11 protein-coding genes are annotated in these 13,235 nt (G+C 34.4%); 3 read left to right on the plus strand and 8 right to left on the minus strand.

Annotation, left to right across the window (positions count from 1 at the left end; all coding sequences use genetic code 11):
* Positions 1-419 (plus strand): OmpA family protein (locus tag FPG59_RS08555; RefSeq protein WP_140344617.1); only part of this gene is annotated, 419 nt, incomplete at its 5' end.
* A gap of 130 nt (positions 420-549) precedes the next feature.
* On the opposite strand, the gene FPG59_RS08560 is transcribed toward FPG59_RS08555, so the two are convergent.
* Positions 550-1,506, minus strand: coding sequence for a DUF3810 domain-containing protein (locus FPG59_RS08560; RefSeq protein ID WP_369596806.1), 957 nt, complete (start codon positions 1,504-1,506; stop codon positions 550-552).
* 209 nt (positions 1,507-1,715) lie between these two features.
* Here FPG59_RS08560 and FPG59_RS08565 point away from each other — a divergent pair, with 209 nt between their 5' ends.
* On the plus strand, positions 1,716-3,179 hold the full coding sequence (locus FPG59_RS08565; RefSeq protein ID WP_086454200.1) for an aminoacyl-histidine dipeptidase: 1,464 nt from the start codon (positions 1,716-1,718) through the stop codon (positions 3,177-3,179).
* 318 nt (positions 3,180-3,497) lie between these two features.
* Here the strand turns inward: FPG59_RS08565 and FPG59_RS08575 are convergent, their stop codons facing one another.
* The 5 genes from FPG59_RS08575 to FPG59_RS08595 form a co-directional block, all read right to left on the minus strand.
* Complete coding sequence (locus tag FPG59_RS08575) at positions 3,498-4,265, minus strand: carboxypeptidase-like regulatory domain-containing protein (RefSeq protein ID WP_086454201.1); 768 nt, start codon at positions 4,263-4,265, stop codon at positions 3,498-3,500.
* A gap of 83 nt (positions 4,266-4,348) precedes the next feature.
* Entirely contained in the window at positions 4,349-6,271 is a 1,923-nt protein-coding gene (locus tag FPG59_RS08580; protein ID WP_086454202.1) for a DEAD/DEAH box helicase, read from the minus strand.
* A 191-nt stretch (positions 6,272-6,462) separates the two neighbouring features.
* On the minus strand, positions 6,463-7,041 hold the full coding sequence (locus tag FPG59_RS08585) for a non-canonical purine NTP diphosphatase (protein ID WP_086454203.1): 579 nt from the start codon (positions 7,039-7,041) through the stop codon (positions 6,463-6,465).
* A gap of 36 nt (positions 7,042-7,077) precedes the next feature.
* Entirely contained in the window at positions 7,078-8,583 is a 1,506-nt protein-coding gene (locus FPG59_RS08590) for an FMN-binding glutamate synthase family protein (RefSeq protein ID WP_086454204.1), read from the minus strand.
* A 96-nt stretch (positions 8,584-8,679) separates the two neighbouring features.
* Positions 8,680-9,444, minus strand: coding sequence for an NYN domain-containing protein (locus tag FPG59_RS08595; protein WP_086454205.1), 765 nt, complete (start codon positions 9,442-9,444; stop codon positions 8,680-8,682).
* A gap of 264 nt (positions 9,445-9,708) precedes the next feature.
* Between FPG59_RS08595 and FPG59_RS08600 the strand changes: the two genes are divergently transcribed.
* Positions 9,709-10,971: a pyridoxal phosphate-dependent aminotransferase family protein gene (locus FPG59_RS08600; RefSeq protein WP_086454206.1), complete on the plus strand. Its 1,263-nt coding sequence runs from the start codon at positions 9,709-9,711 to the stop codon at positions 10,969-10,971.
* Between the two features lie 69 nt (positions 10,972-11,040).
* Here FPG59_RS08600 and FPG59_RS08605 read toward each other — a convergent pair whose 3' ends face one another.
* Positions 11,041-12,159 carry a GTP cyclohydrolase gene (locus tag FPG59_RS08605; protein WP_086454207.1) on the minus strand — a complete coding sequence of 373 codons (1,119 nt, stop codon included), beginning with the start codon at positions 12,157-12,159 and terminating at the stop codon, positions 11,041-11,043.
* 22 nt (positions 12,160-12,181) lie between these two features.
* Positions 12,182-13,141: a transporter gene (locus FPG59_RS08610; protein WP_086454209.1), complete on the minus strand. Its 960-nt coding sequence runs from the start codon at positions 13,139-13,141 to the stop codon at positions 12,182-12,184.
* Positions 13,142-13,235: the final 94 nt, after the last annotated feature.

Consider the following 13,235-nt stretch of genomic DNA (forward strand, 5'->3'; position numbering starts at 1 on the left):
CCTTAGAGCCAAGAAAAAAAGTTATTGAAGTGGGTACAGACTTAGCTAAGACCTTGGATATACCAATACTTTATTTTGATTTAGACAAGTCATTTATTCGAAAAGATGCGGCATTTGAGCTAGAAAAAGTATTAGCAGTGATGCAACAATACCCAAAGATGACCATCGATATTAGATCCCATACAGATTGCAGACAAACCGTAGCTTACAACCAAGCACTATCTGATAGAAGAGCTAAATCAACGAAAGCCTGGTTGATCAAAAATGGCATAGCTGCAAATAGATTAACTGCAAAAGGATACGGCGAATCACAACTTGTAAACGATTGCGGATGTGAACCAACGAACCAATCAAATTGTACAGAGGCACAACATCAAGCCAATAGAAGAAGTGAGTTTATTATTGTATCTATGCAATAAATCTTCTCTAAACAACAAAAATCTAAAAAGGCTCATAACGGGATAGCCTTTTTTGTTGGTTGAAGAATTAGATAAATGAATGATAGAGTAGGAGTCTATTAAATATAATACTGATAGTTTCTCTCGCTTTTTATAGCGTATGTGTTTTACTGTAATTAACCATTAAATTCACAAACTTACTATAGCTTTCCATGCCGTCTTTTTGTTGATTGATCTTCAAGAATTGGTCATAGAAAGCATGAAAACCTTTGTCAATAAAGGTGTCGTATTGCTTCCAGAATTGCTCACTTTCTTTGTAGTTTTTTAAAACACCGGGATGTATGGTTTTTAGTAGTTGTTTGTAAATGCCTTCATCTCGTATTTGCCAATTTCCTAGACAATAGCGTAAAGCCATACTGTAACCGGAATATTGGATGTAAGCATCTTCATTTTCAACAGAAGCTAGGAATCCAATGAAATTACATTCACTTTCACTAGCATAACCCATTTGGTGTGCCATCTCGTGATTTACAGTCATAGGAAAACCATAAAGCGGTACGAGATCATTTACCTGAGCCTCATTTGTAAAAGGATTTAAATAACCTCCAAATCCCATGTAGGTCAAGGGTAGACTAAATAATGATTTTTTGGTGCTAATTGTGTTGAATTTAAAAAAAGAATGCTTTTTTGCAATGGCATGATAACCGTTCAAGCTCTTTTTAAAAATTTGTTCTTGTGTGTACGGAATGGAAACTTTTAAAGCCTTGCTAGTGGTAATGTCATATTGAATAGCATTCGTTTTTGCGATAATCATTTTTGTAAAAACAAGTAAATCGTCATCAGTGTATTCTTTTTTGATTTTCATTTTTTCAAAAAGCGGTTCACGGTAGTAGTTGAGTGCCCAGAGCACATGAAATAAAAAGTAGAGCACAGATGTAAAACTCAGTATATTTAAAAGTGAATTTTTCCAGTGGGATCTCCAAGTTTTTCGATTGTTCCAAAACCATCTCAAAACGCAAAGAATCAAAAAAAAATAAAGACAATCACCAATTGAAAAAGGAATCCTTCCTAAGATTGTGCGCAAGAACTGAGATAATACAGGATACATACCATTGCTGTACCAGCGCTCTATTTGTTCAGGATAAAAAGGAGCAATTTGGAGCAATATAATTTGGATGAGGAAAAAAATCGGGAGAAAATATTTTGTTTTCAAGATAAAAAATTTGAGTTGTAAATATAATTACAATATTAATTAGTGCCTATTGGAATTTAAACTTTGTAACTTTGTATTGTAAAATTAAAACATCAATTACCAATATGAGTCAAGAAATAAGAAATCTAGAGCCAAAGGCACTTTGGAATAAGTTTGCAGATTTAAATGCAGTGCCAAGGCCTTCTAAAAAAGAGGATCGTGTGATTGCTTTCATGAAAAATTTTGGCGAAAGCCTAGGACTTGAAACTTTTGAAGATGAAATTCGAAATGTAATCATAAGAAAACCGGCTTCTCCAGGTATGGAAAACCGTAAAGCAATTGTGCTTCAAGGACATTTAGATATGGTGCATCAAAAAAACGGAGAAACTGTTTTTGATTTTGATACACAAGGAATAGACATGTATGTTGATGGTGACTGGGTTCGTGCTCAAGGTACTACTTTAGGTGCTGACAACGGTTTGGGAGTTGCTGCTATCATGGCTGTTTTAGAAAGTAAAGATATTCCTCATCCAGCTATTGAGGCCTTGTTTACTATAGATGAAGAAACAGGAATGACTGGAGCTCTTAACCTAAAAGGTGGTGTTTTACAGGGACAAATCTTACTGAATTTAGATACAGAGGAAGATGATGAAATTGATATTGGTTGTGCTGGTGGAATAGATGTTACGGCTACTGCAGAATATGATGAAGAGGAAACTCCTGAAGGTTCTGTGGGGTATACCATTACCGTGAAAGGCTTGCAAGGAGGACATTCTGGTATGGATATTCATAAAGGTTTGGGCAATGCCAATAAAATAATGAACCGTTTATTGTTTGATGGTTTTGATAATTTTGGGTTGCAAATCTCCGAAATAAAAGGAGGAAGTTTACGCAATGCAATTCCAAGAGAAAGTGTAGCGAAAGTAATCATTGCCGAGGTGTATGACGAAGCATTTGTGTTTGACATGCAGCAAATTGTAAACGAAATAAAAACCGAACTAAAAACTACGGAGCCTAATCTAGAAGTTGTTTTTGAAAAATTAGAAACAACACCTACTAAGGTAATGCCTTCAATTGCTCAATTTTATTTTGTGAGAGCTATGTATACTGCTCATAACGGAGTGTACAGCATGAGCGCTGATTTTGAAAATCTAGTTGAAACTTCAAATAATATTGCAAAAGTAGTTTTAGGAGATGGGCAACTTTCGGTTCAATGTTTAACGCGATCTTCTGTAGAGACTTCAAAATTTGATTTGGCAAATGGGTTGCGTTCTGCATTTGAATTAATGGGTTGTGAAGTTGAATTTTCAGGTTCTTATCCTGGATGGACTCCAAATTCTAAATCGGAAATTTTAGATGTTTTAGTTCCTCTTTATGAAAAGCAAAACGGTGAAAAACCAAGAGTGGTTGCCTGTCATGCAGGACTTGAATGCGGTATTTTAGGAACAAATTATCCTGAGATGGATATGATTTCTTTTGGCCCAACTATTCATGGTGCACATTCACCTGATGAGAGAGCTAGTATTTCATCATCACAAAAATTCTGGAAATTTTTTGTAGAAATTTTAGCAAATATTCCAGTTAAGTAATCTTAGTAATCAGGAACAGTCTCAGTATTCAGTTTCAAAGAACTGCAAACTGAGACTGTAAACTGATACTGGATATTAATCTCTTTTAGGAGCGTTTTTCTTTTCTCTTTTTTCTTCTTTCTTTTCTTTAGCGGTTTTCAAAGGCTCTTTTTTTACAGTCTTTTTCGCATCCTGACTTTTTGCCATGATAATTTATTTAGTGATTAATGTTCAATTTAGTAAATGTATGTAATATTTTGATTTATTGCCTATTTAATTAATAAATCCCCAATTTTTTTGAATTGAGGATTGATTGGTTTTACTTATGAAATGTTAAATTTATTTTTTCTTTAATATCTTATATTCTTCATAACAGCCACTAATAGCATCCATTATTTGTAGGTCATTAGCCGTTTTAATAAAGGAGTCCGAGTAATTACAACGTTGTAAAATTTCAGGGATTTCATCCTTGTCAATGCCTAAAAGGACTGCTATAGTTTCGCGGTCATATTTAGATTCTAGTAATTTTCGTACGGTATCATCCTTTTTCATTTCTTTTAACTTTTTCAGCTCTTTTGGGTTTTTACCAAAAAAATTATAGAGCATATCCGCTGGATTAAATATGGAACCTAGAACTTTTCCAAAAGCATTAGGGGATACCTGTCCTGCTTCATATCCTTGTGTTAATCCAGAAATACTATAACGGTAATTCTCTCGCACGGGAATGATTTTTGTATCTACTTCAAGATACCCTGTTAGGTTAAAGGGTCTAATGATAACCTCTTCAAGTGCAATGGCTTTCTCTGTAAGTTGAATTTTAGTACTTCGGTTTTTTATCCAGTCATTTGTTACGCGTACTCTCAAGGATTGGAAACCTAAACTCGTGATGTGCAATGTATCATTAACTTGAACATCAATCTCAAAATGTCCGCTTTCATCGGTTGTGGCACCACGTACTTTATTTACGTTGATGATGTTTACACTTGATAAAGGTTGTTTAGTTGTATTACTAAGAATAATTCCATCTACTTTTTGAGAAGGTTCTTTGACTTGAGATTGTGCTGTAATTGAGAATACAGTAAATAAAAAAACTACAAAATATTTCATACTCTAATTTAAGACTTTAAAAGTAATAAATCAGGATTAAATATTTTGTAGTTCCAGTATAATTATAAGAATATTAACTAAACTTAGTCTCTTCTTGGTCTTCTTGGTCTTGGTGCATCACCAAAGCTTTCTGATCTTCTAGGAGCTCTATCAGATGAACCTTCGCTTCTAGATCTGTCAGATGAAAAACCACCTTCTCTTCTTGGAGCTGCTCCTCTATCGCTTCTAAATCCACCTTCTCTAGGTGCTGAACTTCTATCGCTTCTAAATCCGCCAGAACCTTCTCTTCTTGGAGCAAAACTTCCTTCTCTTCTAGGAGCCGAGCTTCTTCCACCAAAACCACCACCAGAATTTCTTCCGTTGTGGTCACGTCTTCCGCCACCGTCATTTTTAGAAATTTCAACATTGATTCTGCGTCCTTCTAGTTGAACGTTATTCAATATTTCCATTACTTTATCGGTATGCTCAGGATCAGTGTTAAAGAAAGAGAAACCTTCTTTTACGTCTACTTTGAAAACGTCATCGCGACCTAAGTCTAATGTTTCTTTTAAATAGTCTTTTAATGACATCCAGTCAAAGTTATCTCTAGAACCGATGTTTACAAAATAACGAGTTGCTCCGCCATTGTTGTTTTCTCTTGGAGCACCATCTCTATCATCACTTCTTTCGCGTCTTTCACCTGATTGAGTTGAAATGTCTCTGTTTTTCTTGTAATAATTGATGAAACGGTTGAATTCTACCGATACCATTTTCTTGATTAACTCTTCTTTTGTTAAGCCTTCAAGTACACTATTAATTGCTGGAAGGTACGTATCAATTTCGTGATCAACCTCAGTATCTTTAATTTTGTTAGCTAAGTGAAGTAATTGAATCTCGCAAATTTCGATTCCAGATGGAATTGATTTTTCTTCAAATTTTTGCTTGATTATTCTTTCAATAGATGAAATTTTACGCAATTCACTTTTAGTAACAATTACAATAGATGTTCCTAAACGACCTGCACGACCAGTACGGCCAGAACGGTGGTTGTACGTTTCAATTTCATCAGGTAATTGGTAGTTTACTACGTGAGTAATGTTATCCACATCAATACCACGAGCAGCTACATCAGTAGCAACAAGCATTTGTATTTGACGACCACGGAATGATTTCATAACTCCATCACGTTGTGCTTGTGATAAATCACCGTGTAATGCAGCAGCACTGTATCCGTCTTCAATTAATTTTTCGGCTACAGCTTGTGTATCTCTTTTGGTACGACAAAAAACTACAGAGAAAATATCTGGGTTAGAATCAGCCAAACGTTTCAAAGCTTCGTAACGGTCACGTGCATTTACTAGGTAAAATTCGTGAGAAACGGTAGCAGAACCTGAATTTTTAGCTCCAACTGTAATTTCAATAGGATCAGTCATGAATTGTTTTCCAATACGCGCTACTTCAGCAGGCATTGTTGCAGAAAACAACCATGTGTTTTTATCGTCTGGCGTAGTAGAAAGGATGTTTACAATATCTTCGTAAAAACCCATGTTCAACATTTCGTCAGCTTCGTCAAGAATACAATAGTTAATTTGAGAAATGTTTACTAAACCTCTATTAATCATATCTTGCATTCTTCCTGGAGTTGCTACAATAATTTGTGCCCCTCTCTTTATGTCTCTCGCTTGTTCTGTAATGCTAGCTCCTCCGTAAACGGCTACTACATTAATACCTTTTTCGTATTTAGAGTAGTTTTTAAGTTCGTTGGTAATCTGCAAACACAACTCGCGTGTTGGAGATAAAATTAATGCTTGTGTGTTTCTGTTGTTAGCATCAATTTTTTGGATAACTGGAAAACCAAAAGCTGCCGTTTTCCCTGTCCCTGTCTGAGCCAACGCCACCATATCTGTATCTTTTTCCAATAATAGGGGAATCGCTTTCTCCTGTACTTCGCTCGGATTTTCAAATCCTAGATCTAAAACCGCCTTCAGTAACGATTCACTCAATCCTAATTGTTCAAATTTATTCATATGTATTTTTAAAATAGGGTGCAAAATTACTCTAAATTATTCATATAAACTAATGCTATTTCAAGATTTAATGATTTATTATAATTTGATTATCAGAAAGTTATGGTTTGTTATTGAATTCAGGACTATTTTTGATACAAAAAATATAGCTTTGCAACTATGTTTTTTAAGTAAAATTTCACAGTTTTTGTTTAACTTTTGTTGCTAAGATGCATTAATAGTTGTTTTGTTGCCTTACCTCTATGGCTGATTTCATTTTTTAGTTCCAATGGTAATTGTGCAAAAGTTTCGGTAAATCCTTCTGGTTGGAATATAGGATCGTAGCCAAATCCTTGATTTCCAATTTTTTCTAACGTAATTTCTCCTTTGGCAATACCAGTAAATAAATGTTGTTCGCCGTTTAAATTTAAAGCGATTACGGTTTTAAATTGTGCTGCTCTAGTTTCTTTATCTGTTAAATTTTTTAATAAGAGGTTCATATTGTCTTCAGGATTACGTTGCTCACCGGCATATCTGGCGCTGTAAACTCCTGGAGCACCATCTAGTGCTAGTACCTCAAGACCTGTATCATCTGCAAAACAGTTGTAGCCGTATTTTTGAGTTACATAATTTGCTTTTAAAATGGCATTCCCTTCAATTGTAGGGGCTGTTTCTGGAATTTCTTCATGGCATCCTATGCTTTCAAGGCTCAGTATAGTTACGCTTTTTGGAAGCATGCTTTGAAGTTCTATAATTTTATTTTTGTTATTGGATGCAAAAACTATTTTCATGATTTTAGATGAGAAATTTATAGATACTAAATTTTTTTAATTTGAAACTCGGGTTAAATTATCAGGGAAATATAAATCAGATAATTTGGTAAACTCATCACCACGCATAAAAATGCTACTGTCAACATCTTGAAAACTAGATTTTCCTGACGCTGCCAAAAGTTCGTTTGCAGCATGTAACGTATTGTGGTGAAAATGATAAACCCTTTCAGACTTGTCACTTACCACTAATCCTTTCATTAGCATTTTATCCTGAGTGGCTACTCCTGTTGGGCAAGTATTATTGTTGCATTTCAATGCTTGAATACATCCTAATGAGAACATAAATCCTCTAGCTGTATTGCAAATGTCTGCTCCCATGGCAATGGCTCTTAAAATGGCATGACCGGTAATGATTTTTCCGCTAGAGATAATTTTTATTTTATCTTTTATATGGAGCTGAGTCAATGTTTTATTTACAAAAATAAGCGCTGGTTCTAATGGCATGCCAACTCCGTCAGAAAATTCTAGTGGTGCAGCACCGGTTCCGCCTTCTGCGCCATCAACCGTTATAAAGTCTGGAAAACAATTTTGTACTATCATTTCTTGACAAATGGCTTCAAATTCTTCGGTTATTCCAATGCACAGTTTAAAGCCAATGGGTTTTCCATTTGATGCCGTTCTAAGTGTTTTTATAAATTGTATCAAACCACTTGCATCATGAAAAGCAGAGTGGCTCGGTGGTGATAGAATAGTCGTATGCGGTTCTACGCCTCGTATCTTAGCTATTAATGGAGTGTTTTTACTTGCAGGAAGTACTCCGCCATGACCGGGCTTAGCTCCTTGTGATAGTTTGATTTCTATCATTTTTACAGATGGGAGATTTGCTTTTTCTGAAAATTTTTGAACATCAAATGCTCCATGTTTATCTCTACATCCAAAATATCCAGTTCCTATTTGCCAAACAATTGCTCCGCCTTGAAGATGGAATTCAGTTAAACCTCCTTCGCCTGTGTTATGATAAAAGTCGCCTTTCTTTGCACCATTATTAAGTGCAATGATTGCGTTCTCGCTCAAAGAGCCAAAACTCATCGCGGATATATTGAGTAAAGAAGCTGAATACGGTTGTTTGCAATCTGGTCCTCCTACAACTACTCGGGGTAGCTCTTCATTCACTTTTACAGGAAATATGGAGTGCTTGATGCCTTCGTAATCGGGTTGATTAAGATGTAATTGTGTTCCAAAAGCCGTTGTAGCGCTTAAGTTTTTTGCTCTTTGGTAGACTAATGACCTTTCATTTCTTGAAAAAGGCTTGCCATCGGTATTTCTTTCTATGAAATATTGTTGTATTTCAGGAGCTATACTTTCAAATAAATACCTAAAGTATCCTAAAACAGGAAAGTTTCTTAATATGGTATGCTTGGTTTGTATGCTGTTGTAAACTCCAATAATTAGTATTAAGAATAATATGAAACTAAGGAAGTACGCTTTTTGAAAATAGATGTTTATGATCACGCTTACTAGCAAAGAAAGGAAACCAAAAAGGAAAAATTTTGTTCTCATATATTAAATTTCAATTTGAAAATGGCTTTGTATTCAAAATGGATAAGTTCTTGTTAAAAATGTTTTTAATCTTGGCAACCAAAAGTAGAAAAGATGTTAACTAAATCGTAAACGTACATAAACGTGTTTGATTCCTTTTTTATCTGAGTCGCGCTCATCTATTTCAAGAATATCTGTTAAGGATTTCAACATCGGAGTTAGTTTTGAAAAACCATAATTCCTTGGATCAAACTCGGGTTTCTTTTTTACAATTAAATTTCCAACATCACCTAGAAACGCCCATCCGCTATCATCACCAATATCTTCAATAGTAGATTCAATTAATTCTATAGTTTGCAGGTCTACTTTATTTAAGCTTTTAGGAGATGGTTTTTTAGGATCAGTTGCTGTTCTTTTTGGTTCTTTCTTTTTGATTGCTCCGTCCAAGACTTCAATGTACACAAATCGGTCACAGGCTACAATGAATGAATTGGGGGTTTTTTGTTCGCCAATTCCTATGACCTTCATGCCTGATTCTCTCAATCGAATGGCAAGTCTTGTAAAATCAGAGTCGCTAGATACAATACAAAAACCATCTACCTTATCGGAATAGAGTAAATCCATGGCATCAATAATCATGGCTGAATCTGAGGAATTTTTGCCTACCGTATAACTGTATTGTTGTATAGGAGTAATGGCATGTTCTAATAATACACTTTTCCAACCGCTAGCATTTGGTTTCGTCCAATCGGCATAGATGCGTTTTGTAGTAGGCGTACCAAACTTAGCAATCTCTTCCATCATTCCTTTTACATTACTGTAGGGAACGTTGTCAGCATCAATAAGTACCGCTAGTTTTAATTCCTTTGTATTGTTAGACATAAATTTAAATTTATTTAGTAAGTCAAATATACAAAGTTTATTGTGTTATACTTAGTATGTGTAGCATTTGATTTGTTCAAAAATGCACTGTAAAGAGGGAGTCTTGAAGTTTGAGTTTTGCTTTTTTTAAATTTTATGGTTTGAAATGATCGAATTTTTGTACAAATAGAATGCTTGAAAAATAAATTTACTTTCAAGTCCTTTATAAAATTTAAATAATTATTTTTGCAACTTCTTAAAATTAAAATTATTACTTTACATATTATGGTAAAAGATTTATTCGAAAGAATTCAAAACAATAAAGGTCCTCTAGGGAAATGGGCTTCACAAGCTGAAGGGTATTTTGTTTTTCCAAAATTAGAAGGTGAGTTGGGACCTAGAATGCAGTTTGGAGGTAAAAATATTTTGAATTGGAGTTTGAATGACTATCTAGGATTAGCCAATCATCCTGAAGTTCGTCAGGCTGATACAGATGCCGCTGCACAGTATGGAGCAGCATATCCTATGGGCGCAAGAATGATGAGTGGTCATACAAAATATCACGAGCAGTTAGAAAATGAGTTAGCCGCTTTTGTTATGAAAGAATCAGCTTACTTATTGAATTTTGGATACCAAGGAATTATGTCCACTATTGATGCTTTAGTGACACGTAACGACATTATTGTATATGACGTAGACGCACATGCATGTATTATAGATGGAGTACGTTTGCATAGTGGAAAAAGATATACTTACAAGCACAATGATCTTGAAAGTATGGAGAAAAACCTGCAACGTGCTACTAAAATGGCTACTGAAACAGGTGGTGGGATTTTGTTTATTACCGAAGGTGTTTTTGGTATGCGAGGACAACAAGGTAAATTGAAAGAAATTGTAGCTTTAAAAGAAAAGTACAATTTCCGTTTGTTAGTTGATGATGCACACGGTTTTGGAACCTTAGGTAAAACAGGAGCTGGAGCAGGTGAGGAACAAGGTTGTCAAGATGGTATTGATGTATACTTCTCTACATTTGCAAAATCCATGGCTAATATTGGTGCTTTTGTGGCAGCTGATAAAGACGTTATTGATTATTTAAAATACAATTTACGTTCTCAAATGTTTGCCAAAGCATTGCCAATGATTCAAACTATTGGTTCTTTAAAAAGATTGGAATTGTTGCGTAACAACCCAGGATTGAAAGATAAACTTTGGGAAAACGTAAACGCATTACAAAACGGATTAAAAGAGAGAAACTTTAATATTGGTGATACTAATACTTGTGTTACTCCAGTTTATCTTGAAGGAAGTGTACCAGAAGCTATGGTGATGGTAAATGATTTAAGAGAAAATTATGGTATCTTTTTGAGTATTGTAATCTATCCTGTAATTCCAAAAGGAATTATTTTATTGAGAATGATACCTACTACTACACATACTATTGACGATGTTAATGAAACATTGACAGCATTTGAGGCTATTCGTGAAAAACTAGAAAATGGTACTTATAAAGAGATTGCAAGTAGAACTACTGTTGATTTAGACGCTTAAAATCTTATTCTAAAATTATAAAAACCATCTGTTGCTTTTAAACAGATGGTTTTTTTTATGTCTGGATTTTTACAATTCAGCTCTAAAAGTACAACGCTTTTTGTGTACTTGAGGGTCAAAATGTTTCCACAAATTTTGAATGGCAACATTATCTGCAAGTTCAGGAGTTCTAAAGCAGTTTAAGATCCCTTTTTCTTTAAAGGTTTCATAACATTCCTTGAATATAATGGCAGTTACAGCTTTGTTTTGGTATTCGGGTAGTACACCTATCAGATAAAAAATCACATTTTTACTTTGTTTTCTAGCCTTGAGCATGTGTAAAAAACCAAACGGAAACAACTTTCCTTTGGATTTTTGTAAAGCCTCAGCAAAATCAGGCATTACGATACTAAAAGCTACAATGTTATGATCTTTGTCTTCTACAAACTTTATAAATTCAGGATTGATGAAGCTAATGTATTTTTTCTTGAAATACTCTTTTTGTGTATCAGAAATAGCTACAAAAGAAGATAGGGAAGCGTATGATTTATTGAATAAATCAAACATTTTATCTACGTGCGGCATTACTTCTTTTGTGGTTTTGAAGTTCAATGGACTCAATTGATATCTTTTTTTAACCAAATCATTCGCCTTTTCAAAAAACTCAAGTTTTACATTTTCAAAAGGAAATTTACTCTCTAAATATTCTTTCTCAACTTTAAATCCTAGTTCTCTAAAATGGTTTGCGTAATAAGGATGGTTGTACCAGGTAATCATGGTACCAATTTCATTAAAACCTTCGGTCATTACCCCAACTTTATCAAGATTTGAAAATCCCATAGGTCCCTCTACATGATCTAGATTGTTTTTTTTACCAAGTTCGTAAACCTTTTCTAATAGAGCTTTTGTCACTTCGATGTCATCAATTACATCAAACCAACCAAAACGTACTTTTAATTTCTGTTGGTTTTTTACTTCGCTCCAATTTATGATTGCTGTAATTCGGCCAACGATTTCATTGTTTTTTTTGGCAATATAAAAATAGGCTTCTGCATTTTCAAAAGCGGGATTCTTTGTTTTATCAAATGTTTCGAGCTCATCAGCAATAAGCGGGGGAACCCAGTAGGGATTGTTTTTGTATAGGGAAAAAGGAAATTTAATGAACGCTGTTAATTCTTTTTTTGATACGGCTTCGTGTATTGTAATCATCTTATGGGTTAGAATGTTTTTATTATCCTTTTTTAATTTTTTTGGCTACTTTTTTAGCTTTAGCTTCTTTTTTATCAGGTTCTACATCAATGCGAACTTCTTTATATTTGCCATCATATCGCCATGAAAAACCGATTCCACCAAATAAAGCGGATGGAGTCTCTTTTAAACTAGTACCTATTGAAGCGTCTACTTGCATATTTTTGTTCAGTAAATAAGCTGCTCCACCTCTTACAATGGCATCTGCATATAAGTCGCTTTTTATACCTTGATTTTCTACAAAACCAGACCATTTGTTATTAAAACCACGTGTAAGTGTAACGGCATAACCATAACTAGGGAAATCTGTACCAATATAATCTGCTGTGAAATTTGAAACTAAAACCCATCTGCCGTCACCCAGATTGTTTTGTGTTATTAACATTGCTTTTGGTGAGAATTGAGCAGGGTATCTACTTTCGGTTGGGTTTCTGTTTGAAAACGCATACGGATTATTTTCTGCCGAATAATTTACGCCTACAAAACCTGAAACAGCAGGTATTAATTGACGCCAGTAAAATGCCTTGTTTGCTTTCCAACTATATAGGTTTACTTTTTTCTTATAATTTTTATTAGGGTCGTAAATTAAATATTTAGCTCCTAAAACAAGTTGTTTAAAATCAGCAATGGCAGTTTTGCTGAACAAAGAAGTATATGTTTCATTTTGATATTGAATATCAGCTATCAACTCTAAACGCTCCAGAAATAAACCCCACCGTAATGTGGCATCAAGACCAAAACCATTTGCATCATACCCCAATAAATTGTGTTTTTGATTGATTCCGTAAACTCCTGTTTCAACTTGAATAACTGATTTACCCACGGCAAATGCAGACATGGTTTCTCCGGGTCTATTAGAGTTTATTTCATCGGTGTACTGTGCATATTGAATACTTGGAATTGCAAAAAGCGCCGCTACAAGGAATGATTTGAATTTTCGCATGATTATTTTTTTGTTTTTGTCTAACATAGCTTTTCAAAAGTACTATAATTTATCATTTAATTAAGAATGATATCTTAATTTTGTCCCCAAATAT

The sequence above is a fragment of the Flavobacterium sp. FPG59 genome, from assembly GCF_002150205.1.
GTDB lineage: Bacteria > Bacteroidota > Bacteroidia > Flavobacteriales > Flavobacteriaceae > Flavobacterium.